Origin of the sequence: Sporomusa sp. KB1 (assembly GCF_007830295.1) — a bacterium.
GTDB lineage: Bacteria > Bacillota > Negativicutes > Sporomusales > Sporomusaceae > Sporomusa.
Genome location: NZ_VLKC01000002.1, coordinates 511,635 through 537,864 on the forward strand (window position 1 = coordinate 511,635; position 26,230 = coordinate 537,864).

Here is a 26,230-nt window from a genome sequence, read left to right on the forward strand (position 1 = left end):
GCCAGTATTTAGGCCAGTTATTCCATGTAAATTATGGTGAGTAAGAAAAGGATTGTGACGCTAGCATCACAATCCCATTTTTCTTACAACTATTACATTTTTTTCTCTGCAACCCTAAGACGCACTAAAGCACGTTTTAATGCCACTTCAGCCCGCCTAACATCAATGTCAGTCGCGGCTTGTGCTTCCTTTAGACGTCTCTCGGCACGGTCTTTGGCAGATTCGGCACGGTCAATATCAATTTCTTCCGGCAACTCAGCGCAACCTGCCAACACAGTTATCTTTTGAGGGCGAACTTCAATAAAGCCGCCACACACGGAAAACAGGTTCTCGCCTTCGTCTGTCTGAATTCTCAGTGGCCAGATCTCAAGACCGGCAATTAAGGGTGCGTGACCAGGAAGAATACCCAGATCACCGTCAGTGGCTCTGGCAATAACCATATTGACGTCTGCGGAATAGACCATCCGATCAGGAGTAACAATATCCAGCCGAATTTTATTGGCCATGTATTATTCCCCCTTCATCTTTTGAGCCTTTTCCACTGCTTCCTCAATAGTTCCTACCATATAAAAGGCCGTTTCCGGCAAATCATCATATTTTCCGCTCAAGATTTCTTTAAAGCCCCGAATAGTTTCTTTGAGCGGTACGTATTTACCAGGAGTGCCTGTAAAGGCTTCGGCTACGAAGAACGGCTGGCTGAGGAATCTTTGAATTTTTCTTGCCCGGGAAACTGTCAGTTTGTCATCATCAGACAATTCTTCCATACCCAAAATGGCAATAATATCTTGCAATTCTTTATAGCGCTGCAGTACTTCCTGCACACCACGAGCAACTTGGTAGTGATCTTCTCCCAATACATGCGGGTCCATAATCCGGGATGTGGAATCCAGCGGATCAACAGCAGGGTAAATACCAAGCTCCGCAATCTGACGGGACAATACGGTAGTGGCGTCCAGATGAGCAAAGGTCGCCGCCGGTGCCGGGTCAGTCAAATCGTCAGCAGGTACATATACGGCCTGTACTGAGGTAATGGAACCTTTTTTGGTTGAGGTAATCCGCTCTTGCAATGCACCAACGTCTGTGCTCAGAGTAGGCTGATATCCTACCGCCGATGGCATCCGGCCAAGTAGCGCCGAAACCTCGGAACCAGCTTGAATAAAGCGGAAGATGTTATCTACAAACAATAGCACATTTTGCCCAGCAATATCACGGAAATATTCGGCCATAGTAAGACCGGTAAGACCTACCCGCATTCTGGCCCCGGGTGGTTCATTCATCTGACCGTAAACAAGCGCTGTCTTATCAATAACGCCTGATTCAATCATTTCATTCCACAGGTCGTTACCTTCACGGGTACGTTCACCTACTCCAGCAAATACGGAGTAGCCGCCATGCTCTGTGGCGATGTTGCGGATAAGTTCCATAATCAGTACGGTTTTACCTACACCAGCACCACCAAACAGACCAATTTTACCGCCAAGTGCATAAGGCGCAATCAGGTCAACAACCTTGATGCCTGTTTCCAGTATTTGTGTCGATGTTTCCTGGTCTTCAAACGCCGGCGCCGGCTTGTGAATAGGCCAAAAATCATCAGCAACTACTGGCTCCGGATTTTTATCTACTGTTTCACCAAGTACGTTAAATACCCGGCCTAACGTGCCTTTACCAACCGGAATTTTAATTGGCGCCCCGGTATCTGCTGCCTTCATGCCACGAGTAAGGCCGTCCGTAGAAGACATAGCTACGCAGCGGACGGTATTGTCGCCCAGGTGCTGCATTACTTCCGCAGTCAGCTTAACATGAACATCGCCAACTGTTTCGTCAATTGTGACAGCATTATATATGGCAGGCAGTTTTTCCGGGGGAAACTCAGCGTCAATAACAGGACCGATAACTTGTATAATTCTACCGATATTCACGGGGTTTCCCCTCCTTAACTTCTTAGAACCCTCTACTTAAGTGCCTCTGCGCCGCCCACGATCTCGGAAATTTCCCGGGTAATGGTGGCCTGACGAACTTTATTGTAGTTTAAGGTCAGTTTGGAAATGAGTTCTTGTGCGTTATCAGTAGCCGACCCCATGGCAGTCATACGGGAACCTAGCTCGCTTGCAGCTGCTTGTAAAAGGGCTCCGTAAATAACTGTTTCCAGGTAACGCGGTAAGAGTAAACTAAGAACCTCATTAGCTGACGGTTCAAAAATGTACTCAGTCTGGGGCATTTCCTCCCCTTCGCCGATTTCGGCTACCGGCAATAGCTTAATTGTTGTTGGCTGCTGATTAATCGGCGAATAAAAATGAGTATATGACAAATAAATTTCATCATATTCACCTGTTGCAAATTTATCAGCCATGAATTGAGCCAACGCAGCAGCATCCTGATAGGATGGTCTTTCTGAAAAGCCGGTGTACTCGCCATCAATGGTATAACCCCGCCGCTTAAAATAGTCACGGGCCTTACGTCCAACAGTAACCAATCTGGCGTTATCTTTACCGCGCACTTGCGGTAAGACCTCTTTAATCAGGTTCGACGAATACGCCCCAGCCAAGCCTTTGTCTGCACTTAATACCAAATAACCAATCTTCCGTACTTCCCGCACCTCAAGCAGTGGATGGGAGGCATCACGGGCATTGGCCGCCACACTAGCCAATACTTCTCTAACCTTCTGGGTATAAGGCCTACTGGCAATGGCTCGTTCCTGCGCCCGGCGCAACCGGGCCGCAGCCACCATTTTCATGGCTTTGGTTATCTGTTGAATATTTTTTACGCTTTTGATACGGCGACGGATATCGCTGGCGCTAGCCATGTATTATCACCTCGCCGCTTCAACTTTAACAAAAGTGTCTTTAAACTCTTTAATCGCTTTTTTAAGAACGGCCTCAGTCTCAGTATCAATATTTTTCTTTTCTCTGATGGTTTTAGTCACTTCGGCATAATTGCTGCGCATGAACTTGATGAAGTCTTGTTCAAACTTCGTTACATTCTCAATAGCGACATCATCAAGATACCCATTAATAGCGCAATAAATAGATATAACTTGCTCTTCGACTGCCATTGGTGCATATTGTGGTTGCTTCAAAATTTCCATTGTCCGTTGACCACGATCAAGCTGTGCTTGGGTGGCCTTATCAAGGTCAGAGCCGAATTGGGCAAAAGCCGCGAGTTCCCGGTATTGCGCCAAATCCAAACGCAGGCGGCCTGCAACCTGTTTCATGGCTTTTATTTGAGCGGAACCACCAACACGGGATACCGAAAGGCCTGCATTAATGGCCGGACGAATGCCGGAATAGAACAGCTCGCTTTCCAGGAATATCTGACCATCAGTAATGGAAATTACATTTGTTGGTATATAGGCAGACACGTCACCTGCCAAGGTTTCAATAACTGGCAGAGCAGTAATTGAACCGCCGCCTAAATCGCTTGACAACCTAGCCGCCCGTTCAAGCAAGCGGGAGTGTAAGTAAAATACGTCGCCTGGATAAGCTTCGCGGCCGGGAGGACGACGAAGTAAAAGCGACATAGCACGATACGCCGTAGCATGTTTTGATAAGTCATCATACACGCAGAGAACCGAGCCGCCTTTATACATAAAGTATTCGCCCATAGAAACACCGGCATAAGGTGCCAGGTATTGCAGTGGCGCACTATCAGAGGCAGTAGCGGCTACAATAATGGTATATTCCATGGCACCGGCCTCTTCCAGTGTTTTTACAACACGGGCAACCGTCGATGCCTTTTGACCAATAGCGACATAAATACAAATTACGCCTTGACCTTTTTGATTAATAATAGTGTCAACAGCAATGGCTGTTTTACCTGTACCACGGTCGCCGATAATGAGCTCACGCTGGCCGCGGCCAATAGGTACCATAGAGTCAATAGCCTTAATACCTGTTTGCAACGGTTCTTTAACCGACTGCCTGTCAGCAATACCAGGAGCACGGTATTCAACCGGGCGAAACTCAGTAGAATTAATCGGACCTTTGCCATCAATAGGCTGACCAAGTGCATTGACAACCCGTCCAACCATCTCTTCCCCTACCGGCACCTGCATGATACGTCCGGTCCGGCGAACATTGTCGCCTTCTTTAATTTCAATTTCACCGCCTAAAAGTACAGCGCCGACATTGTCCTCTTCTAAGTTGAGGACCAAGCCAAATACTTCGTGCGGAAATTCTAATAATTCGCCGGCCATAGCCTTTTCCAGGCCGTGAATCCGGGCGATACCATCGCCTACTTCGATAACAGTGCCAACATCATCAACATTTAATTCTACCTGATAACTCTCAATTTGTTGCTTGATGATGGCCGTTATTTCTTCTGGCCTCATTTTCATATCTCGTATGTCACCCCAATCATAAAGTCTACAGCAAGGCGGCTCAAGACATAAGCAGTCTTATCCATAAGCTACTAAAGGATTACACTGCAACGGCTTGATTAGTGAGTAGCGCCGCTTTCAGCGCTTTAAGCTGGCGCTGTACACTGCCGTCAATCAGTTTATCACCGATTTTAACAACAATTCCACCGATAAGTGCCTGGTCCAAGGTTGTCTTGAGCACAATATTTTTGCCGGTAACTTTGCTAAGCTTAGCCGCTAGCGCCTCAAGCTGCTTTGCGCTGAGTTCTTTGGCGGTAAAGACTTCGGCCTCGGCAATATTTCTGGCTTCATTGGCCAAGCGAGTATATTCGCTAATAATGGCCGGAAGCGCTGGTTCCCGTCGTTTATCAATTAAAAGCAACAAAAAATTTTGGACAAAGCCATCCAAATCTCCGGCAAAAACACGGGTTATTGTTTCCTTTTTGGCTGGAGCCGGTACCAGTGGATGATACATAAGAGTAGCTAAATCGGCATGTCCGGCAATAGTGGCTTCTACCAGCTTAAGCTGTTTTTCCACTACGTCCAGCATAGCCTTTTCGCTTGCAATTTCATACACGGCCTGTGCGTATTTGAGCGCTAACTTATTGGTTAGCATGGCAGACCACCAATTTCCTTGCCGTCAAGTTTATTGATAAAATCATCAACAATCTTGGCATTGGCTTGTTCATCCATGTTCTGGGCGATAATTTTGGAAGCAGCTGCAACAGCCAGCGTTACAACCTCGCCTTTGAGCTCGGCGATGGCGTGTTCGCGTTCGCGGGCAATTTCTTCCTGGGTGGCCTTTACTAGTCGAATACTTTCTTCACGGGCTTCTTTGAGAATTTCTTCTTTGGTCTGTTCAGCCAGCTTGGCGGCCTTTTCAACAATAGCCTGGGCCTGAGTACGTGCTTCAGCCAGTTGGGCAAGATACTCCTGCTTAAGTTTTTCAGCAGCTTGCTTTTCCTGTTCAGCCGTTTCCAGACTGTCAGCAATTTTGGCCTGCCGGTCAGCCAGCGCCTGCATCAGCGGTTTATATGCCACTTTTGTTAGAATAGCTACAAGTATAAGAAAATTTATAATTTGCGCTATAAGCGTCGCATTCAAATCAACCAATTGAGGGCCCCTCCTCTTTCCGGCGTATAAGGGGAGCGCTGACAGAAGACATAATGCATCCTGCCAGTCGCCCGATAACGCTTAGATTACTTAATGAACGGATTGGCAAATACAAGTACAATTGCAATAACAGCAGCAATAATAGGAATAGACTCGATCAAACCTACGGAAATCAGCATGTTTACGAGAATAGTTCCTTTTGCTTCTGGCTGTCTTGCCATCCCCTCAATTGCCTTGGCGGTTACTGCACCATCACCAATACCGGCGCCAATGGCAGCAAGACCGATAGCTAAACCAGCACCAATAGCAGAAGCCGCAATAATAATAGCTTGTTCCACAGAAAACTCCTCCTTTTTGTTTGTTCAGTTATAGATTTTCAGAGTAAGCGAAAAACTAATGCTCATTCTTTAATGAGTTGGACAGATACGACATGGACAACATGGTAAAAATAAATGCCTGAACAACACCAACAAACACACTGAAAGCCAACCATGCTGTCGGAATAACATATGGCACCAGCATGCCCAAAATAATGAGCAAAATCTCGCCTGCCAGAATGTTGCCAAATAAACGGAAGGATAATGTAATCGGTTTAGCCAGTTCTTCGATAATATTGATAATAACAAAGGGGATATAGGGCTCAAAAAAATGCTTAACGTACCTAACGGCTCCCTTTTCCTTGACACCGATAATATGTACCAAAATAACAACCATCAAAGCCAGCCCTAGTGTTGTGTTGATATCATTGGTTGGTGAGGTGAATCCCGGCACCAAGCCTAATTCATTGCCAACAACAAGGAACAGAAACAATGTGATAATTAGTGGTGCCAATTTTCGGCCTTTGGGCCCCATCGTGTTATCAATCTGATCTAGCAAGGCGGTAACAGCCATTTCCAGGAAGTTTTGCCAGCCCCGGGGAACAATCGCTGCCCGCCTAGTGGCAACAATTGCCAAAATGATGACAATTGCCATAGTCAACCACGTCATAGTTAAGGTGTCCATATTAAAGGTAAGTCCGGCAAAATGCGCCAGCTTATGTCCACCAATCTCATGTCCTCCACCATGTCCCATATTCATTTTCACTCCTTTCTATCAGTTTATTTTTGACTTTCCAAAATTTGTTATAAATCCGGAAACCACGATACATACGGCATTCAAGAAAAGCACTATATGAAGTGAGAATAACCCCACTACTGCCGCCATAAAATCAATACCTGGCACATGAACTGATAAAACAAGCATCGAAACCATAAAACCATACCTGAGCAGCCAACCTGTTCGCATTGATGCAACTGCTTGTCCAGGCGGTAGTTCGGCACTTTTCTTTACCCGGCGGCACATGAGCAGAAAATAAAACAAACTGCCTGCCCAGCCAGTCAATAAACCAGGTATAATGGATATTCTACCTGATACTAAAGCACCGATGGTTATAAATAAACCCCAAGCCAAAAGGTGCAGTAACGTTCGCCGCACTTGACTGGTGTAGTTATCGGAAAACTCTATTTTGAGCAAAAAGAACACCCTTTATGACTTGACAATTTTTTTGTAGGTAGCCCATAACCCAGACAACATGCCTAGTACAATCCCTGATACAGTAAACCAAGGAAAACTGTCACAATAGTTATCAGCCCAACGACCTAAAAACAGTCCTACCGCTACCGTAGCCACCGTAGTAAGACCAATGTTCATTGCTACACTAAGCGCTGACCATGTCCCGTCAGGTTTTCCCGGCATAGCTTCACCTCTTACAAACTTATCAACTATTCTATTTATTGTGACCCAAATAGCAATAAGTTATCATTTTTGGGCAATAATCCACCAAAAGCTGTATCCTGTCAATATATTCTATGCTGCATGTGAAAATTCCTGCTATTATGTTACAGAAAACAATAAAAATTTAACCAATTTGCATAATTTAGAACACTATTATTCTTTACTGCTGACCTTAAATTCATTTGGCAGCGACAAAATCAGGTTATACCTATACAAAATAGTATTCACGATCCGGTTGGAAGCTTTGCCATCCCCATAGGGATTTACCGCACTTGCCATACTCTGATATTCTTTGTCATTTACAAGTAGTTCCCGAGTCTCATTATATACCCGCTGCTTATCGGTGCCGATAAGTTTAACCGTGCCAGAGGTTACTGCCTCCGGACGTTCAGTCGTATCACGTAAAACCAGCACTGGTTTGCCAAGGGCTGGCGCTTCCTCCTGGATACCACCCGAATCAGTAAGGATCAAATAGGATCTGGCCATGAGGTTGGCAAAGGGCTGGTAGTCAAGCGGGTCAATCAAATGTACGCGGCTGAGCCCGCCAAGTTCTTCCTGAACGACTTGGCGCACAAGAGGATTTTTATGGACTGGAAAAACAATTTCAACATCATCAAAATCATCAACAATCGCTTTTAATGCCTGATAGACATGTCGCATAGGTTCACCCAGGTTTTCGCGGCGATGGGTGGTAACCAGGATGACTTTCCTGCTGTCATAGTTAATGTTTTGCAACAGCGGGTCAATAAATCTATAGGTAGAGTCGATGGTAGCTTTCAGCGCGTCAATAACGGTATTACCTGTTACAAATACGGTTTTAGGATCTACATTTTCCTGCAGTAGGTTTTGTCTGGCTGTGGATGTCGGTGCAAAGTGGATATCGGTTAATGTACCTGTCAGCTTACGGTTCATTTCCTCTGGATATGGCGAATACTTATCGCCAGTACGTAATCCTGCTTCGACATGACCAATTACAATCTGGTGATAAAAGGCTGCCAGCGCACCGGCAAAGGTCGTCGTTGTATCACCATGAACCAGGACAATATCCGGTTTTTCCTCGGCCAACACCTGATTGAGGCCTTGCATGACCCGACAGGTAATGTCAAATAGGGTTTGGCCTTGGCTCATAATGTCCAGATCATAATTAGGAGTAATCTTAAATAAACCAAGTACTTGATCAAGCATCTCCCGGTGTTGGGCCGTAACTGCCACTATAGGGGTTATGTATTCGGGATGCTTTGCTAACTCAAGTACAATAGGTGCCATTTTGATGGCTTCAGGCCTAGTGCCAAAGACAGTCATAACTTTAATGCGTGACATAAAAAGCTCCTTCCGCTGGAAACAAAGTGGTGTTTTTCACTTTTTCCTCTGCTAAATACAAGGCGGGCAAAATTGCCCGCCTTGTATTGCATATTCGATTTCAAAATCACTATTAATGGCTTTTCACTGAATCAGTGTGTTTAAGCACGCCATCATTATTACTCAGCACACCAATTTTCTTGGCACCAAGACAGGCCACAATAATAATGGCCAGAACAATTAACCCGGCATATACTTGGCTGACTTCGGTAAGCACAATCGCACTCACGCCTAAAAAACCGCTAATTACATACATCAACAATACGGCCTGTTTCTGGCTTAAACCCATAGCCAACAGTCGATGGTGCAAATGCCCCTTATCTGGCTTAAAAATCGGCCGGCCATTCATATACCGGCGAATTATAGCAAAAGCAGTATCCATAATTGGCAGCCCTAATGCCACAATAGGAACTATCAGCGCAATGGTTGCCGCGCTTTTAACAGCCCCTAATATGGAAACAGCGGCCAGCATATATCCTAAAAACATGCTACCGGTATCACCCATAAAAATCTTGGCTGGGTTAAAATTATGCTGCAAAAAACCAAGTGCACTGCCAGCTAATGCGGCAGTCAACAGAGCTACTGTCCAGAAATTTTGTTCCAGCGCCACTAATAAAATAGTCAGTGATGCAATTGTCGATACCCCGGCAGCTAAACCATCCAAGCCATCAATTAAGTTAACCGTATTGGTCAATCCGACTACCCACATAATTGTAAGCGGGATGGCCAAATAGTTAACATAAATCATATCACCGAAAGGATTAGTCAACCATTCAATCCGAACATCGAACATGACTAGCACAGCTGCTGCCAGAATCTGACCTAACAACTTTACCTTAGCTGACAACTGGATCATATCATCAATAATGCCTACAGCCAAAATGACAGTACCACCTAATAACAATCCTAAAATTTCATGGCTAATATGCATGCTGGACAATACAGCAAGTACAAAGCCAAAATATATTGCCAATCCACCCATCCGTGGAATTGGAGTAGTATGCACTTTACGGGCATCCGGGGCATCCAAAGCTCCTGCCTTAATGGCTAGTTCCTTGACGTGTGGCGTAATAAAGTAAGTTGCTGCCAAAGCAACAGTAAAAGCCACTACATATGTTTGCATATGTTAACACCTCATTTCTACACAACTCCAATTGTAACTCCCCGTGTGAAAGTTGTCAATCCGCAGCAAATGGAGAAATATGCTGGCAATTATAGTAATTCTCTAATATTACTGACAATATCCTTTACGACGCAGCTTATTCACATGCCCCTCAACAAGCTCTGGTATATTTACAGCATACCGCTCAGCTAAAATATATATCATCGTAAAACAGCATTGAGCAACATCTAATAACTCCAAAGCCGCCCCCTTGTTAACCTCGTCGGCAGCAAGACAATTTTGTTCACCTGATGCGCCAGCATGTTTGCCAAGGAATTGGGTAAGTTCGCCAAGTTCTTCCTGAATTTTGCACACAGTAGTAAGTAGTGTGACGTCCGCAATCTGAAGGTGTGGCAGACTAATATACTTGTAGTTGCCGCCATGGCGGTTTTGTATCGTAGTGATGCGATAACTTTGATTATTATCATAGGCATAGCCTTTGTCCAATAATTTTGCAAGATGCTCGCCAATCAGGCTGTCAGCATCAATCACAAAGTAGTCCTCCATGACAAAAATCATCGTCACACAGGTTTGCGCTACATCCAAAAGTTCTTCTTTAACATCCGCAAGTAACCCTGAAGCCAGTGGTTGGTTTGCGAGTTCCTCCGGGCTTAATTTCTCCCAGGGCATAAATTTAAGTACAGCTCGGGCTAATTCTCCGGCTTCTTCCATAGCCTTCAGCAGCGTTGAATCCAGTGTCGGGGTAAGGTTATTAAGTTTTGGTAAATAAATAGCTTCTACCATTGAACTCCCCTTTTATCTTTTGCGGCGAGTTAAGACTCCCGCCTCTGCAGGCGGCATTTGTTCAGGTGGGGTAGACTCCCCGCCTGAACCCGCCGATGTTTCAGCTATGCTGAAACAGGTTCACTCACTGACTAGCCGAAGCAGTCGTAAGTGATGCCGGCTTCAGCAATTAGCTGCTCCGCCAGTTTATCCGGATAGCTATACTGATAGACAATTCGTCTAATGCCAGCATTTATAAGAATTTTGGTACAGGCTGAACAAGGTTGATGGGTCGAGTAAATCGTGGCATCACGAATAGGAACCCCGTACATAGCTGCCTGAACTACTGCACTTTGCTCGGCATGAAGGCCCCGGCAAAGCTCCTGACGTTCGCCTGATGGTACCTGATTAACAGCACGTACACAGCCAATTTCGCCACAATGGGCCAAACCACAGGGCGCGCCATTATAGCCGCTGCTTAAGAGACGCTGATCTTTAACAATCACAGCCCCAATGTGACGACGCAAACAGGTTGAGCGGGTAGCAACAACCTTGGTTATTTCCATAAAATACTCATCCCAGGACGGCCGGGTAAGTTCTAGGTTATCACTCATGCGTTTCTACCCCCTTGGCCAAACAATGTACTAACAGTGTATTCCTGGCCCAAGTAAAAAATGACCGTTTACTTGGTGCCAAAAATCCGGTCACCGGCATCCCCTAAACCAGGCACAATGTAGCCGTATTCATTGAGATGGCTGTCAACAGCAGCTACATACACCTCAACATCAGGATGGTGAGCATTAACCAGATTAATACCTTCCGGTGCAGCCACCAGACACATTAGTTTAATATTCCTGGCACCTTTGGCTTTTAAGAGGTCAATGGCCGCGACTGAGGAACCGCCGGTAGCCAGCATAGGATCGATAACAATAAGTTCACGTTCATCAACATCTTTCGGCAGTTTGCAGTAGTACTCCACCGGTTTTAGCGTTTCATGGTCACGGTATAAGCCGACATGGCCGACCTTGGCAGCAGGAATAAGTTTTATAATGCCATTTACCATGCCTAAGCCGGCACGTAAAATCGGTACAACACCAATTTTTTTACCTGACAGTACTTTACAAGTACAAGTTGTAAGTGGCGTTTCGACTTGGGTTTCTTCCAGAGGCATATTCCGGGTCAGTTCAAAAGCCATGAGCATCGCAATTTCTTCTAAGAGTTCACGAAACTCCTTGGTTCCTGTCCTAACATCACGAATGAGCGAAAGCTTATGCTGAATGAGCGGGTGATCAATTATTTTTACTTGCATGATATCATCTTCTCCTTACTTATGCGTACAATGGGTATTTGCGGCATAACTCGGCCACCAGCGAGCGCGCCTTGTCTTGCACTGCGCTGTCATCCGGGTTGGTCAGTGTCATAGCGATAATATCACCAATTGCCACCATATCGACCTCTGCCATTCCGCGGGATGTAACTGCGGGTACGCCAATACGGATACCACTTGTCACAAAAGGACTGGCAGGATCATTGGGGATAGCATTTTTATTGACTGTAACGCCGATCTCATCCAAAAGGTGTTCGGCTTGCTTACCAGTAATGTTTTGCGTCCGCAAATCAACCAGCATCAGATGATTATCGGTGCCGCCAGATACCAGCGTAAACCCTTTTTGTTTGAGCCTTTCGGCTAAAGCCTGGGCATTTTTTATAATTTGGCCCTGATAAAGGCGGAATTCCTGGCTAAGTGCTTCTTTAAAAGCCACTGCTTTGGCGGCAATTACATGCATTAACGGTCCACCTTGAATGCCAGGGAATACGGCTTTATCAATAGCTTTGGCATATTGGGCCCGGCACAGGATCATACCGCCACGCGGGCCGCGTAGTGTCTTGTGAGTCGTTGTGGTAACAATATCGGCATGTGGCACCGGGCTGGGATGAAAACCAGCTGCCACTAAACCGGCGATATGCGCCATATCTACCATAAACATCGCCCCAGCATCGCGGGCAATTTGTCCCAGTCGGGCAAAATCAATAATTCGTGAATAAGCGCTGGCACCAGCCACCAGCATCTTGGGCTTATGCTTATAAGCAAGCTCAGCTACCTGGTCATAATCGATAAGATGAGTATCATCATTAACACCATAGGCAACTACATTAAAGTATTGTCCGGAAATATTCACCGGGCTGCCATGAGTCAGATGACCGCCATGGGCAAGATTCATACCTAAAATAGTATCGCCGGGCTTCAAGAACGCAAAGTACACGGCCGTATTAGCCTGCGCACCTGAATGAGGCTGCACATTAACATGCTCGACACCAAAGATTTCTTTTGCTCTGTCAATGGCCAGTTGCTCAACAATATCAACACATTCGCAGCCGCCATAATAACGATGTCCAGGATACCCCTCGGCATATTTATTAGTAAGTACTGATCCCTGGGCCTCCATTACGGCTTTGCTGACAAAGTTTTCTGACGCAATAAGTTCCAGCTTATGTTGCTGACGAGCGCGTTCAAGGTCAATAGCTTTTTTTACTTCAGGATCTATTCCAGCAAGTATTGTCATGTGTATTCCTCCCCAAAAATAAAGCAATCTTCTTTAGGATAATTCATAAACAGCGCGTACGCCGCCGATTAGTTTTGGCCTGGTATGGGCCGCAGTTAGATAAGCTTGTCCAATATGCTTTAACGTTAAACGCACAGGAATGGCCACTCGTTTGATATGCATACCTATAAGCGTGCTGCCAATATCAAGGCCGGCATGGGCAGTGATGGTTTCCACCACCGTCGGCTGGGTAAATTCGCGCATAGCCTGTGCCGCCAGCGAACCACCGGCTTTGGCTACCGGAATGACTGTGACTTCTTCGAGATGATACTCAGCAGCTACAGCCTGTTCGACAACAAGTGCTCTGTTAAGATGTTCGCAGCACTGTATCGCCAAGGAAACCTGATACCAGGAACAAACCTTTAAGAGACTTGACAAAATCCGAGCAGCCACTACCTCAGAGCCATAGGAGCCAATGTGCATCCCCTGTACTTCACTAGTACTACACCCCACTACCAGAATTTGACCTGGCTTTAGGTGGGCTGTTTTTATCAATTCTTCAGCCGCCTGTATTGTTTGGCGACCAATCGTTGCCAAGTCTGTGTCCATGATCATCCACTCCAATTTACTAGCAGTCTTTTTCTAGCTCCATAAGTTTGGTTACCCGGCAAGCGTGACGTCCTCCGGCAAATTCAGTTTTAAGCCATACCTCAACAATCATTCTGGCCAAACCAGAGCCAATCACGCGTTCTCCCATTGTCAGGATATTCGCGTCATTATGCTCGCGTGACATCTGTGCCGAAAAGGCATCATTACAAAGAGCGGCTCTAATTCCCTTTATTTTGTTAGCCGCAATACTAACCCCAATGCCTGTGCCGCAAACAATAATGCCCCGTTCATACTCACCTTTTGCCACTGCTTCGGCTACTTGACGGGAAATGTCGGGGTAGTCAACTGATTCACAGGTATATGTACCAAAATCATGGTTATCTACCTTAAGCTCAGTTAATAGGGTTTTAATTTCTTCTTTTAGGCGAAAACCGCCATGGTCGCTGCCAATTGCTACTTTCATTGCAGTAACACTTCCTATGTATATATTTACACGCCATTCTTCATTTTCAACGCTAATTACTTTTTTCCTGCTAAACTTACAATTTTTTCCCACGCCGACATCAGCAGTTGCCGCAGTTGCTGTGCACAAGCATGGTACTTAATCTCGCTGCCGCCAAATGGATCGGCAACATCGCCTGTTTTACCGGCAAACTCAGATAACGTGTACGTTTTTTCCACCATACCTGGTGCCACCTTCATAATCGCCTGTTTATGCGCTATTGTCATGGCAAGTACCAGATCTGCTGCCATCAATTGTGCCAAATCAACCTGCACTGAGCAATGCCTGTCCAAACTAAGGCCAGCCTGATGCATAACAGCCTGAGCCTGAGGCGAAGCGGACTGCTGCCAGGCGGAGAGTCCAGCCGAGGTGACAACAATTTTATCAGCCAGCCCCGCTTGTACTGCCATATCAGCAAGTATAGCGGCGGCCATGGGACTACGACAGGTATTGCCGGTACATACAAATAGTACCTTAAACATCTTTGTTCAACCCCTCCTATTTTGTACCAGGAAAAAATTTCTCATACCTACATATATAATTCTAGCAGATTGTTGTCCATAAGATATGTATTCCTAAAACTACTAAAACACTGCCCCCCATCAGTTCAGCCCGTTTGCCAATATACCGCCCCAACTTACGGCCTAATGCCAGACCAAGCAGCGCAATGGCAAAGATAACTGTCCCCAAAACCAAACTTAGTTCGAATAAATTTACATCAATCATGCCTAGGCTGAAACCAGCTGCCAGAGCATCAATACTCACGCTGGCAGCCAACAAGAGGAGGGCTGCGCCATGCAAGGGATTACTTGGCATAGCATCCTTTGAGCCACGTATATTGTCCTTAATCATTGAGGCACCTAAGCCAGCAAGCACCAAGGCGCCAATAATTGTCGCCATATTCTGCACGCTAGCCACTGGCCAGTTGATATGGTAGGCCCCCACGTGCTCAACAATGCTCCCCAACCAGTGTCCAATATGATATCCAATTAGAATCATTATAATATGGGATACCGCAAACACAAAGGCTGACTGGAAAATCACCAGCCGGCGCACCTTGTTCATACCAATAGGCACCGCCACTGAAAACAAATCGGTTCCCAAAGCGGCACTCAGAACAACCAGTTCAAGCAGGCTCATATTTTCACCTCCGCGGTAATGTATATGTACCACCAAGAGGCAATATGAAGCATTCCTCAATCTAGCGGCGAATGATGCGATATCCTGCGGCTTTGCGTAACCGGTTCATGACAGCAAGCCCCAACCCCTGATCGCTAATACCTTCCGCATAAATGACATCCACTGGCTTATTATCAAAACTCCTAAGAGCCGTATAGAGGTTGGCTGCAATAGCAGCCGTGTCGTCGCGTGGTCCATAAACATAGGCTATAGCCTCAGCCGGCAAACTGTCTGCTAATTCAGCAGATACAATAACCCCCACTGTTTTCCCTGTCGCCAGCGCTTGATCAAGCTCCCGCTTTAGAAGCGCAGTCGCAGCAATCGGTTCGGCCTCCACTAAAAACAGCGGCGCCAAAGGTGCATAATGGATATATTTCATGCCCGGCGATTTTGGTATCGCCTGTGCGCCTGAGAGCGTCGAATCAATTTCAACTTCCCCCAACACTTCGACCAGCATTTCATAAGTAATCCCCCCTGGTCGCAGCAATGTCGGCACCGGGGTGGTACAATCCACCACCGTTGATTCTACACCAATCTCACAGGGACCGGCATCAATCACAGCGGCAATTTTACTATCAAGATCTGCCAATACAGCTTGCGCTGTCGTCGGGCTTGGTCTTCCCGAAGTATTTGCACTAGGTGCCGCCACTGGCACACCTGCCAGACGGATTAGCTCCCTGGCCACCAGCGACGAAGGTAAACGAATGGCCACCGTATCCAAACCACCAGTCACAGCATCAGGCACCAGTGGTCGACGTTTAACCACCACCGTGAGTGGTCCAGGCCAGTAGCGCTCAGCCAAGGCCAACACATTGGCCGGCACAGATGCAGCCAGCGTGTATAGCTTGTCAACAGCATCAATATGTAGAATAAGCGGGTTATCTGAAGGCCGGCCTTTGGCCTGAAAGATAGATTTTACCGCTTGCACGTTAAGCCCGTTAGCGCCAAGACCATACACGGTTTCGGTAGGAAACGCCACCAACTGCCCCTGGCGCAGCATAGCAGCTGCCTCTGTCAAAACAGCTATATCCGGGTTGAACGGGTCTATTTTATAATAATTAGTATGCACTCTGATCATCTCCATTAGCAAAACGAAAAATTACAACACGTTCAATACCAGCATAATCTTTAATAATCGTTTCCGGTATCAGCCTACTGCCGGTATCAGCCAGCGTTGCTACCTGTCCGGCCTGGTTAATTCCTACCTCTACGGCAATGAAGCCAGCCGGTTTAAGGTAGTCTGCTCCCTGCGCCACAATCCGGCGGTAAAAATTGAGACCATCAGGCCCGCCAGCCAACGCCAGTCGTGGTTCCTGACGTACCTCAGGACTTAATCCGGGGATCTCACTATCCGGAATATACGGTGGGTTAGATACTATTGCATCGAATTTTTTACCTGCCAGCGGTTGCAGCATATCACCCCTAAAGAGCGCCAGACGTTCGGAAACCCCTTGTCGACCGGCATTTTCTCCGGCAACTGCCAGCGCCGCAGCAGAAATATCAACCGCCGCGCCTACCGCAGTAACAAGTTTAGATAATAAGCTAATGATTATGGCACCACTGCCTGTACCCAGATCAGCAATAACCGGCGCCGCTGTACCAGCCAGGCGGTCAAGTGCGGCCTCCACCAATATCTCGGTATCAGGCCGGGGAATAAGTACAGCCGGATTAACCATGAAATCCAGCCCCATAAACTCTTTATAACCGTTAATATAAGCTACCGGCGCATACATGGCCCGGCGTTTGACAGCTTGTCTGTAAGAAGCCAGTTCCTCTGAAGTTAGCGGCTGATCAAAATTAGTATATAAATACAGCCTATCTTTGCCTAATATATGGGAAAGCAGTACCTCAGCATCCAGGCGAGAATTATCAATCCCCTTGGAGTCGAAGTACTGCCTGGTCCATTGTACAATTGAAGTGATGGTCCATTGTTCAGTCATTGCACCCACCCGGACAGTAAGAAATGCCCATTCGGCATTTCTCACCATCCTTAACTTTATTATTTATTGTACTTCTTGTAATTTTTCACTTTGACCAGCAGTTACCAGCGCCGAGATTAGCTCATCTAAATCGCCGTTGAGGACAAAATCCAGTTTATGCAGTGTTAGACCAATGCGATGATCAGTAACGCGGCCCTGCGGAAAGTTATAGGTCCGAATTCGTTCACTGCGATCACCGGTGCCTACCTGACTTTTGCGATTCTCCGCCATCTCAGCAGCTTGCTCAGACTGCGCCAGCTCTAATATTTTGGAGCGCAGCACACGCATGGCCTTATCCTTATTTTTAAGCTGCGATTTTTCATCCTGGCATGTTACCATAACTCCTGTCGGCAAGTGGATAATGCGCACCGCCGATTCCGTCTTATTGACATGCTGACCGCCGGCGCCACTGGCGCAATAGGTATCAATGCGCAGGTCATTGGGGTTGATTTCAATATCCACATCTTCGGCTTCAGGCAATACCGCTACTGTCACGGTGGAAGTATGAATCCGGCCGCTGGACTCAGTTGTCGGCACCCGCTGCACGCGATGCACCCCACTCTCATACTTGAGCTTAGAATAGGCCCCCTCGCCTTGAATAGAAAATATCACTTCCTTGAAACCGCCAAGATCGGGTGCATTGGCATCAAGTATTTCAGTCCGCCAGCCCTGATTTTCAGCATAGCGGGTATACATACGGAATAAATCACCAGCAAACAGTGCGGCCTCATCGCCACCGGCACCACCCCGGATTTCAACAATAACGTTCTTGTCATCTTTAGGGTCTTTGGGCAAAAGCAAAATTCGCAGTTCCTTCTCTAAGCCCTCTATTTTAGAGTACGCCTCATTATACTCAGCTTCCACCAGCTCGCGAAATTCATCATCAAGTTTATCTTTGAGCATTTCACGGGCATCCTCAACAGCCTGCAGTGTTTTCTTATATTCCCGGAACTTTTCCACAATCAAAATCATTTTACTGTGAGCCTTGGTCAGTTTCTGCCATTCGGCCATGTTAGCCATGACCGCCGGGTCGCTGATCCGCCCTTCCAGTTCGAGAAATTTATCTTCCATTGCCTGCATTTTATCCAGCATTTGTTTTCACCTCTATTTCTTGGTCAGGCCGCACAGCATGTAAGGCTGCAATCGCTACTTCAATCTGATCGTCACTAGGCTCACGGGTAGTCAACTTTTGCAACCACAGGCCTGGTGTAATGGCACAAGCAACCCACCGAGCTTTACTCCGTCCGGCAAAGCGGATAATTTCATAAGCAATGCCAGCCACTACCGGCAGCAAAACCACCCTGGACAAAATCCGCAGCCACAGGTCCGGCCAGCCCAAAAAAGCAAACATAATTATACTTACTACCATGACAATAAGCAAAAAATTGGTGCCACAGCGGGGATGCAGCCGGCTATATTTTCTGATATTCTCCACCGTCAGTTCCTCGCCAGCCTCATAGGCATGGATAGTTTTGTGCTCAGCACCATGATACTGGAATACTCGCTGAATATCTTTCATGAGTGATATTCCTCCAATATAGAGGAAAAAAATGGCCAGCCGCAAAACACCCTCAAAAGTATTAAGTAACCGGGAATCAGTGACTGCACTATGAATATATTTTGCAGCAAAGGTTGGGATAATCACAAATAATAAAATAGCCAATCCCAGCGAGAATACCATGGTCACGGCAATTTCTTTTGTCGATAAACTCTCTTCCTCCTCACCGGCCGCTTGTGCGGAAAACGATAAGGCCTTCAAGCCATAAACCAGCGATTCTACTAAAGCGACAACCCCGCGAATCATCGGTTTCTTCAAAATAGGATACCGATCAGTAATCGAAGTCAACCGTTCCTTTTGAATCGTAATGTTGCCGGACGGTTCACGAACGGCAGTGGCGATAAATTCCGGACCGCGCATCATAACACCTTCAATAACAGCCTGCCCGCCAACAAAAGGCTTTTTTTGACTCATGCTGCCAGCCCTCCTTCTAGCAAAACTTTCTACGCAATACCAGCTGTGTTCACATATAAGTACAGCAGAGCATTCCTGCTCTGCTGCCCAGATGTTCTTCAATTAGCCAAGCGGCAATTATTCTTTGGTATTGCTGCCAAAACGCTTGTTGAATCTTTCTACACGGCCGCCTGCTGCTATTTGACGCTGTTGACCGGTATAGAACGGGTGGCATTTGGAGCATACATCTACACGCAGTTCTTTTTTAACCGAACCAGTAACAAATGTATTGCCACAGCCGCAGACAACTTTGGCTTCGTTGAATTGGGGATGAATCTTTTCTTGCATATCTTGCACCTCACTTTATCGAGCCATTTAAATTAAATTTATGCGTAGTAATTATAGCATATCAGACTACGCTACGCAAGCTATCTCATGGCAACTTTGCTAATATCCTGTCCCTTGTAAGCCCGGGATAGCCACCGCCATTTCATACCTTGCTGTTAAAACGAAAAAATAGTGGCTGGCATTAAGCCTGAGCCACCAAGCTCTCATTTCTTCCTCAGATCCTGTAAACTTCTGGCTTGCGGTGGCGCAGCAACGGCAATTCTTCCCGCACTCTGTTCAACGTTCTAAAATCAATCTTGCTGGTAATCACGGTTTCGGCTTCATTGGTAAGTGCCAGTACTCTGGCCCAGGGGTCAACAATAATGGAATGCCCATATGACTTATACTCGGTGGCAGCATTTAATGCTGGAGCCGCTCCAATTACATATACCTGATTATCAACGGCTCTGGCGCGCATCAATAGCTCCCAATGGGCCGGACCTGTCACCGGGCCAAAGGCACCTGGATACACTAAGATTTTGGCTCCTTGCAGCACCATTGACCTGGCCAGTTCGGGAAAACGCACATCATAACAAATTGCCACTCCAATCTTTCCCAGTGATGTATCTACCAGCGTCATACTGCTGCCGGCTACTAACGTCTTAGATTCCTGGAATACAGTCCCCCCTTTAATGTCCACATCAAACAGATGTACTTTGCGATGGCGGCCAATCAGGCTGCCCTGCTCATTAAAGATAAAGCAGGTATTATAAATATTACCTACTTCATCCCGTTCCGGAATTGAACCACCAACAAGAATTATTTTGTGCTTTTCAGCGCACTCGGCCAACATGGCAATTGTCGGCCCTTCCGGATAGATTTCAGCATATTGAGAAAACAGTTCTGACTGATAGGGACAATTAAACATCTCCGGCAATACCACCAAATGACTACCCCGATCAGCTGCCTCGGCAATCATGCTCCTTGCTTTACAAATATTCCCCTGTTTATCTGCCACAACACCTAATTGGCAAATTCCAACACTAAAAGCTAACACCTTTCGACCCCTCCAATGATATTCATGCCACTTATGGATTATCAATAAAAAACCTAAAGGATTTTCCATTACCTCCTGTCGAATAAATTCAGTAGACTAGCAGAAGGGGACATCTTAAATCATGCAAAAAATTGCTATATCAGAGCTTCAACCTAACATGGTAGTTGCCCGTAATATCTTCAGCACCGAAGGCGTCTTGCTCTTACGCACCGATACAGTGCTCAATGCTACGCAAATTGAACGCTTACAGCAGTTTGGCCTACCTAGTATCTATATAAAAAATCCCTTTACTGACACTATCCCCTATGGCGACCTTTTAGATACCATTCCTGAAGTTGTCCGCGAAGAAACACGGGTTCAGGCCGTCCAACTCGTGAATACCGCTTTTCAAAACCTTACTGTCATGCGGAATCTCGACACACAGCAGTTTAAGGCAATTTCTGATTTTATTCTTGATGACGTTATCAAAAATCGTGGGGCCATGATTCATCTCACAGATATCCGGGCCCGTGACGGCTATACCTTTGGGCATTCGGTCAATGTCTGCGTATTAGCTACCCTCACCGGCGTTCAGTTAGGCTATGACATGATTAATCTCAAAGAACTGGCATTAGGAGCCTTACTCCACGATGCAGGCAAAATGCTCATTCCACAAGAAATCCTCCTCAAACCTGCTCCGCTTACAAATGCCGAGCGTAAACTTATGGAACAACATTCCGGTCTTGGTTTTGATATTCTCCGTAAACACAGCGACATCCCCTTAGTCTCAGCCCATATTGCCTTTCAGCACCATGAAAAATTTGACGGCACTGGCTATAACCGCGGCCTTGCGGGCACAAACATTCATGAGTATGCCCGCATAGTAGCCATTGCCGATGTGTATGATGCTCTTACCTCAGACAGACCTTACAAAGAAGCCTCCTTGCCGCACGAAGCCTATGAAATCATGATGTCACTGGCTAATACCCACTTTGATCCAATTATTTTGCAGACTTTTCTAAATCAAATTGCCCTTTATCCGCTAGGCAGCATCGTCCAGCTTAATACAGGTGACATCGCGGTAGTAACCCGAGTAATTCCCGGACTACAAACCCGGCCAACTGTAAAAGTTGTCTTTGATGCAAGCGGTCACAAGCTGAAAAATGGCCCCGAAATTGATTTGGCCAGACACCTGACAACTTTTATTACTAAAGTATTCACCCTCACAGAGGTTCTGCAACTGGGCACCAATTCAACCCAGCAAACAAACCTTCATCAGCCCTTTGAACCAAGCAGCTAGCCTGAAACATAGGCAAGCTCCACTTCATGCTTATTTCGCAACACTTACTTTGGTTAATGTTTTGGCAAGGCTCAGTAGTTCTTCCTGGCTGGCTGCGCCTTCCAGCGTTACTTCATTATTATCAATAGTGACAGTTACTTTATTACGGCTTGGCAGCTTACTAGTAATGGCTTCCCTGGGGATGGCCATTTTTTCCTGTACCTGGGGCGGCACCGGCACTGTGCGGAGCGTATTGGTTGGCTTTGGAGCCTGGGTGATGATGATTTCATCAGGAGCACCCTGATGGTACACTTGTCTAATCGTTTTGCTGATTGCATCAATTGTGACAATATCAGCTTTACGGTCAGCCAAGGCCAGCATGGTATCGCTGACTGCTGGCACAGCAGGGGACGGCGCAGCCAAGGCTGCACCAGGCGCCTGGGTGATTTCAGACCTAGGTTGAGCTGGCTCAGTAATTTGAGAACCAGGAGTAGTCGAAGCCTGTATTTTGTCTTTGGCTGGCGGCACTGTCAGATTAGGCGGTGTTTCCACAATAGATGACGGTTGCGGTGTTTCAATGGCCGGCGCCGGTACCGCTTGCGGACTCTTAGCCAATTGCTGTTCTTGCGCGGTTGGTGGCAAAATGTTTAACAGTGTAATTAATAACACCGCCGCTGCTGCCGTACCAGCAAAACCAGCTACGCCCCAGGCCAAGCGTTTTTTACGCTTGGCCCTGGCAATCGAAATGGCTGCTTGCTCCACAATATAGTTTCGTACTGCCGGAGGCGGTACAGCTGGCGGCGCGACTGCCGCTTTAATTAATTGGGCAGTACGCAAGAGTTCGGCGAGTTCTTCCTCGTGCATGTTTTCTAATGTCATCCCCTGATTTAGCTCATCCAAAGCGGCTGACAATGCTTCTGCTTGTCCTTTTTCCGTATTCGTGTTATCCTGCACCAGCTTCCCTCCCTCCTGTAATTCCATTTTCATCAAATAAATCCTTCAGTTTTTTGAGCGCCCGCTGCTGCAGCATTTTTATGGCAGCACTACTTTTCCCCATGATCCTCGCAACATCAGCTATTGCCACCCCTTGAAGAATTCTAAGTTCAATCACTCGTCGTTGCTCTTCAGGCAAAAGTTCCAGCAGCCTGCTCACTTCCCTGCGCTGTTCCGCACTCATAACGGCTTCGTCAGGACGAGTACTTGTGTCAATTATGGGCTCATTATATTGAGCAATATCAATCATATGAGGAGTCCGGCCACGCTTACGGTAATAATCAATAATAAGATTAAGCGTAATGCGTGACAGATAGGTTTTGAAGGTGGCGTTGGTTTCTTTATACCGCGGCAGCGCCGTCAGCGCCCGCAAAAAGGTGTCTTGCGCGATTTCCTGAGCGTCTTCTGGGCTGCCGGTCTTAGATAACGCCAAGCGGTAAATAGGCGGCCAATAAGCAGTAACCAGTTCATCAAGGGCTGCCTTGTCACCCTCCTGCGCTTTGGCAATCAAACGAGTTTCATCCTGCGCCATCTTTTGTCACCACGCTTTACCTTCCCATATATTTAAACGCACTTCCACTCCATAAGTAACTGATACAACTTGGTCGAACTTTATGCACCCTATATTGTTTTCCCAAGTAAAGCAAAAATACTCTTTGCCAGTAACAACTTATCTTACTAAAAACTCTCCTAAGGTGAGCGGCAGTTGTCCTAGCTGCTCTCTTACCTCTTCCATACTGTCGGCAAAGCCACTGGCCGCTTCTGCATCGGTAAAGCGCACCTTTACATCCAGGTTATTCCCGTCATATAAGCGAAACGCCGCATCTACCATGCCGATATTTTCGGTTTCCAGGCAAATTCTCAGCCATGTCTCGGTCACTTTCCGGCCGGGATTTTTTTTGTCTTCTTCCTCTTGATAATAAACATGAATGTAGGCCGGATATACTGTTTGGCCGTCACCAAAGTATAATGGCACCGCTATCGTCAATACCCGCTGAGCATCCTGCCGTTCCGCTGTTACACCACTTGGCTTAGACATAGTCTCGGCCAGTTCCCGCACGACTTTGATGGCCGCTTTAACCTCTTCCGGACTTTCTCCCTGCCAGAGGTTGGCCAGCTCCACTATAGCCTGTTGGCTAAGACCAAATGACTGAGCACCCTGTGGGTGCTTAGGTGTAAGCAACTCTGCCGCCTGTTCCAAAATATTGGCAAACACGATAATCTTCTCTATTGGTGACTGCTGTGATTTTTTGAGAGCTGTCACCAATTCAGCTACTGCCGCTGATAATGTTTGCATCAGTTGCCCGGTTTGCGGGGATGAAGCCTGTGCTGTCAGCGTTGGCGGCGATGACTGAGAGATTGGGCTTGGTGTTTGTTGTGCCGGAAGCTTTTGATTCTGGGTTGTTTGGGCTGACGCTGGCATCTGTGTTGTCTGTGCTGTTGGCGATGCTGGCTCTTCCTGTTGCAATAGGGTTAGAACTAGTTTCCTGATCTCCGGCGGCAGGCTTTGGGCCAGCTCGGGCTGGGTGGTAAAAGCCTTGAGTAATTGGGCCAATTCTTGTGACTTAACCAAATCACCTGCCGGCATGGCAGGTCTTGTAGGCAAATTCTGCAAGTTACTGGGAGAATTATCCTGACGCTGAGGCATTGGAGACTGCTTTGCCTCAGGCTCCTGACCTTCCTTGGCCTTCGGCAGGGTAATCTGCGCGGCTTGCTCTTGACTTGATTCTTCCTGTTGCAATAGAGTTAGAACTATTTTCCTGATCTCCGGCGGCAGGCTTTGGGCCAGCTCGGACTGAGTGGTAAAAGCCTTGAGTAATTGGGCCAATTCTTGTGGCTTAACCGAATCACCTGCTGACATGGCAGGTTTTGTGGGCAAATTCTGCGAGTTATTGAGGGAATTCTCCTGACGCTGAGGTATTGGAGACTGCTTTGCACTAGGTCCCTGACCTTCCTCGGCCTCCGGCAGGGTAGTCTGCACGACTTGCTCTTGACCTGATTCTTCCTGTTGCAAAATAGCTAGAACTATTTTCCTGATCTCCGGCGGCAGGCTTTCAGCCAGCTCGGGCTGAGTGGTTAAAGCCTTGAGTAATTGAGCCGTTTCTTGTGACTTAACCGAATCACCCGCTAACGCAGCAGGTTTTGTCGGCAAATTCTGCGAGTTATTGGGGGAATTCTCCTGACGTTGAGGCATTTCAGGCTGCTTTCCCTCAGGCCCTTGGTTAGGAGCTTTGTTGGTTGGTGCTAACTCTGCCTTTTTTTCTGACAATTGGCTTACCAAACCGTCTGGTTGCTGAATAGCAGCCCGCATATCCTGTTGGTTATTGCCTGGCACATTGGAGCGCGCAGCCAACTGCCGCAGCACTTTGGCCATTGCTTGCAAATCACCAGGATTTTTCCCCTGTAACGCAGCAGTGAGTTCTGTCTGCAGCTGCTGTTTACCTGTTGCTGCCGAGGATGAAGCCTCCCCCTGGCCTTCGATACTATCAGCCAGTATTGCCGTCTTTTCGGCTCTTGTCGTTGATGATTTAAGCAGTGCAACTACACCTGCCGGCAGGCTAGTCTGCGTGGCTTGATCCTGACTTAGCAGCTGCTGAACAGGTCCCCTATTTTCCGGTGGCAAGCTCTTGACTGTCCGGTTGGCAATCGTCTGTGTAAGTTCATCCAGCTCATCAGTTAGCAGAATAATTGGATCACCTGTTGGCATGACCAGTTTTGTCGGCAAATTCTGCGAGTTATTGGATAGATTCCCCTGCCGTTGGACCATTTCAGACTGTTTTGCATCAGGCCCTTGTCCCTCCCCGTTCGTGAGGCCAGCTGCCTGTTCCATAATATCAGCCAGCATTGCCAGCTTTTCTGCTCCTGTCTTTGATGATTTAAGCAGTGCAACTAAGCCCTCCTGCAGGGTAGTCTGTGCTGCCTGATTCTGGCTTACCAGTTGCTGAACAAGCTCCCTGATTTCCGGTGGTAAGCTTTTGATAAGCGCCGTTCTGTTGGCAACAGTCTGAGAAAGTTCACTTAGTTCGGTTGTAATAATGTTTTCTAAAGCCACCAATACCGCTTGCGGTGAATTGGCTGTCTTACCTGATGAATTCTGCTGTACCTGGGTGGTCTCGTCCGGTTGCCCAGCTTGCACAGCCTCAGGTTTAACTGTCGATGTAGTCTGGATAGAGCGGATATCATTAATGGTGTTACTTATCATCGTCCCTCGCCTTTCTCATGCCTTTCCCTCCCCATATCAATCCAATTAAGAATCTAGCTTTATAACTACGATTATCTCTGTTATCGGGATTTTTATTTAATTTCTTAACATAACTCACAATATTTATGCCAATACATAAACTGTAA

The 26,230-nt window shown here is 46.8% G+C and carries 30 protein-coding genes; 1 reads left to right on the forward strand and 29 read right to left on the reverse strand.

Translation table 11 applies throughout. The features are described 5' to 3' along the window. Window positions 1-92 precede the first annotated feature (92 nt). From SALPA_RS06165 to SALPA_RS06290, 26 genes are all read right to left on the reverse strand, one after another. Entirely contained in the window at window positions 93-506 is a 414-nt protein-coding gene (locus SALPA_RS06165) for a F0F1 ATP synthase subunit epsilon (protein ID WP_145091056.1), read from the reverse strand. 3 nt (window positions 507-509) lie between these two features. Then, window positions 510-1,919 carry a F0F1 ATP synthase subunit beta gene (atpD, locus tag SALPA_RS06170; protein WP_145091059.1) on the reverse strand — a complete coding sequence of 470 codons (1,410 nt, stop codon included), beginning with the start codon at window positions 1,917-1,919 and terminating at the stop codon, window positions 510-512. A gap of 32 nt (window positions 1,920-1,951) precedes the next feature. Further along, the gene (atpG, locus tag SALPA_RS06175; protein WP_145091062.1) at window positions 1,952-2,803 is read right to left on the reverse strand and encodes an ATP synthase F1 subunit gamma; all 852 of its coding nucleotides are present in this window, start codon (window positions 2,801-2,803) and stop codon (window positions 1,952-1,954) included. Window positions 2,804-2,809: 6 nt separating this feature from the next. Then, entirely contained in the window at window positions 2,810-4,333 is a 1,524-nt protein-coding gene (gene atpA, locus SALPA_RS06180) for a F0F1 ATP synthase subunit alpha (protein ID WP_145091065.1), read from the reverse strand. Window positions 4,334-4,415: 82 nt separating this feature from the next. Next, window positions 4,416-4,970 (reverse strand): F0F1 ATP synthase subunit delta, encoded by a 555-nt coding sequence (locus tag SALPA_RS06185; RefSeq protein ID WP_145091068.1) that lies wholly within the window; start codon window positions 4,968-4,970, stop codon window positions 4,416-4,418. Continuing rightward, window positions 4,964-5,467, reverse strand: a complete 504-nt coding sequence (gene atpF, locus SALPA_RS06190; protein WP_145091071.1) for a F0F1 ATP synthase subunit B — start codon at window positions 5,465-5,467, stop codon at window positions 4,964-4,966. Before atpF ends, SALPA_RS06185 begins: the two co-directional genes overlap by 7 nt. A gap of 86 nt (window positions 5,468-5,553) precedes the next feature. Further along, window positions 5,554-5,805 carry a F0F1 ATP synthase subunit C gene (gene atpE / locus SALPA_RS06195; protein ID WP_075757102.1) on the reverse strand — a complete coding sequence of 84 codons (252 nt, stop codon included), beginning with the start codon at window positions 5,803-5,805 and terminating at the stop codon, window positions 5,554-5,556. A 55-nt stretch (window positions 5,806-5,860) separates the two neighbouring features. Then, window positions 5,861-6,538 (reverse strand): F0F1 ATP synthase subunit A, encoded by a 678-nt coding sequence (gene atpB / locus SALPA_RS06200; RefSeq protein ID WP_145101780.1) that lies wholly within the window; start codon window positions 6,536-6,538, stop codon window positions 5,861-5,863. A gap of 21 nt (window positions 6,539-6,559) precedes the next feature. After that, on the reverse strand, window positions 6,560-6,979 hold the full coding sequence (locus SALPA_RS06205) for an ATP synthase subunit I (RefSeq protein ID WP_186450935.1): 420 nt from the start codon (window positions 6,977-6,979) through the stop codon (window positions 6,560-6,562). Between the two features lie 12 nt (window positions 6,980-6,991). Then, window positions 6,992-7,201: an AtpZ/AtpI family protein gene (locus SALPA_RS06210; RefSeq protein ID WP_145091076.1), complete on the reverse strand. Its 210-nt coding sequence runs from the start codon at window positions 7,199-7,201 to the stop codon at window positions 6,992-6,994. Between the two features lie 192 nt (window positions 7,202-7,393). Continuing rightward, window positions 7,394-8,560, reverse strand: a complete 1,167-nt coding sequence (gene wecB, locus SALPA_RS06215) for a non-hydrolyzing UDP-N-acetylglucosamine 2-epimerase (RefSeq protein ID WP_145091079.1) — start codon at window positions 8,558-8,560, stop codon at window positions 7,394-7,396. A 112-nt stretch (window positions 8,561-8,672) separates the two neighbouring features. Then, complete coding sequence (locus SALPA_RS06220) at window positions 8,673-9,722, reverse strand: glycosyltransferase family 4 protein (protein ID WP_145091082.1); 1,050 nt, start codon at window positions 9,720-9,722, stop codon at window positions 8,673-8,675. Between the two features lie 108 nt (window positions 9,723-9,830). Continuing rightward, window positions 9,831-10,505, reverse strand: a complete 675-nt coding sequence (locus tag SALPA_RS06225; protein ID WP_145091085.1) for a nucleotide pyrophosphohydrolase — start codon at window positions 10,503-10,505, stop codon at window positions 9,831-9,833. Window positions 10,506-10,636: 131 nt separating this feature from the next. After that, window positions 10,637-11,098 (reverse strand): cytidine/deoxycytidylate deaminase family protein, encoded by a 462-nt coding sequence (locus tag SALPA_RS06230; RefSeq protein WP_145091088.1) that lies wholly within the window; start codon window positions 11,096-11,098, stop codon window positions 10,637-10,639. 68 nt (window positions 11,099-11,166) lie between these two features. Then, window positions 11,167-11,793, reverse strand: a complete 627-nt coding sequence (gene upp / locus SALPA_RS06235) for a uracil phosphoribosyltransferase (protein ID WP_145091091.1) — start codon at window positions 11,791-11,793, stop codon at window positions 11,167-11,169. Window positions 11,794-11,812: 19 nt separating this feature from the next. Further along, window positions 11,813-13,048 (reverse strand): serine hydroxymethyltransferase, encoded by a 1,236-nt coding sequence (gene glyA, locus SALPA_RS06240; protein WP_145091094.1) that lies wholly within the window; start codon window positions 13,046-13,048, stop codon window positions 11,813-11,815. 33 nt (window positions 13,049-13,081) lie between these two features. Beyond that, on the reverse strand, window positions 13,082-13,636 hold the full coding sequence (locus SALPA_RS06245; RefSeq protein ID WP_145091097.1) for a TIGR01440 family protein: 555 nt from the start codon (window positions 13,634-13,636) through the stop codon (window positions 13,082-13,084). A 19-nt stretch (window positions 13,637-13,655) separates the two neighbouring features. Next, entirely contained in the window at window positions 13,656-14,099 is a 444-nt protein-coding gene (gene rpiB, locus SALPA_RS06250; protein WP_145091100.1) for a ribose 5-phosphate isomerase B, read from the reverse strand. 56 nt (window positions 14,100-14,155) lie between these two features. Continuing rightward, window positions 14,156-14,620, reverse strand: coding sequence for a low molecular weight protein arginine phosphatase (locus tag SALPA_RS06255; protein WP_145091103.1), 465 nt, complete (start codon window positions 14,618-14,620; stop codon window positions 14,156-14,158). Window positions 14,621-14,681: 61 nt separating this feature from the next. Beyond that, window positions 14,682-15,278 (reverse strand): manganese efflux pump, encoded by a 597-nt coding sequence (locus SALPA_RS06260; protein WP_145091106.1) that lies wholly within the window; start codon window positions 15,276-15,278, stop codon window positions 14,682-14,684. 61 nt (window positions 15,279-15,339) lie between these two features. Further along, on the reverse strand, window positions 15,340-16,386 hold the full coding sequence (locus SALPA_RS06265) for an L-threonylcarbamoyladenylate synthase (protein ID WP_145091109.1): 1,047 nt from the start codon (window positions 16,384-16,386) through the stop codon (window positions 15,340-15,342). Then, window positions 16,376-17,257, reverse strand: coding sequence for a peptide chain release factor N(5)-glutamine methyltransferase (prmC, locus tag SALPA_RS06270; protein ID WP_145091112.1), 882 nt, complete (start codon window positions 17,255-17,257; stop codon window positions 16,376-16,378). Before prmC ends, SALPA_RS06265 begins: the two co-directional genes overlap by 11 nt. Window positions 17,258-17,320: 63 nt before the next feature. Next, window positions 17,321-18,388, reverse strand: a complete 1,068-nt coding sequence (gene prfA, locus SALPA_RS06275) for a peptide chain release factor 1 (protein ID WP_145091115.1) — start codon at window positions 18,386-18,388, stop codon at window positions 17,321-17,323. Next, the gene (locus SALPA_RS06280; RefSeq protein ID WP_145091117.1) at window positions 18,378-19,268 is read right to left on the reverse strand and encodes a DUF1385 domain-containing protein; all 891 of its coding nucleotides are present in this window, start codon (window positions 19,266-19,268) and stop codon (window positions 18,378-18,380) included. Before SALPA_RS06280 ends, prfA begins: the two co-directional genes overlap by 11 nt. 117 nt (window positions 19,269-19,385) lie before the next feature. Then, window positions 19,386-19,595 (reverse strand): 50S ribosomal protein L31, encoded by a 210-nt coding sequence (rpmE, locus tag SALPA_RS06285; RefSeq protein ID WP_094603960.1) that lies wholly within the window; start codon window positions 19,593-19,595, stop codon window positions 19,386-19,388. A 214-nt stretch (window positions 19,596-19,809) separates the two neighbouring features. Next, a complete protein-coding gene (locus SALPA_RS06290; protein ID WP_255450901.1) occupies window positions 19,810-20,631 on the reverse strand; it encodes a carbon-nitrogen hydrolase family protein in 822 nt (273 codons plus the stop codon). A 121-nt stretch (window positions 20,632-20,752) separates the two neighbouring features. Between SALPA_RS06290 and SALPA_RS06295 the strand changes: the two genes are divergently transcribed. Continuing rightward, window positions 20,753-21,910: an HD-GYP domain-containing protein gene (locus SALPA_RS06295; RefSeq protein WP_145091122.1), complete on the forward strand. Its 1,158-nt coding sequence runs from the start codon at window positions 20,753-20,755 to the stop codon at window positions 21,908-21,910. 30 nt (window positions 21,911-21,940) lie between these two features. Here the strand turns inward: SALPA_RS06295 and SALPA_RS06300 are convergent, their stop codons facing one another. From SALPA_RS06300 to SALPA_RS06310, 3 genes are all read right to left on the reverse strand, one after another. After that, complete coding sequence (locus SALPA_RS06300) at window positions 21,941-22,843, reverse strand: hypothetical protein (RefSeq protein ID WP_145091124.1); 903 nt, start codon at window positions 22,841-22,843, stop codon at window positions 21,941-21,943. Next, window positions 22,833-23,414, reverse strand: coding sequence for an RNA polymerase sigma factor (locus SALPA_RS06305; protein ID WP_145091127.1), 582 nt, complete (start codon window positions 23,412-23,414; stop codon window positions 22,833-22,835). Before SALPA_RS06305 ends, SALPA_RS06300 begins: the two co-directional genes overlap by 11 nt. Before the next feature lie 138 nt (window positions 23,415-23,552). Beyond that, entirely contained in the window at window positions 23,553-26,084 is a 2,532-nt protein-coding gene (locus tag SALPA_RS06310; RefSeq protein ID WP_145091130.1) for a hypothetical protein, read from the reverse strand. Window positions 26,085-26,230: the final 146 nt, after the last annotated feature.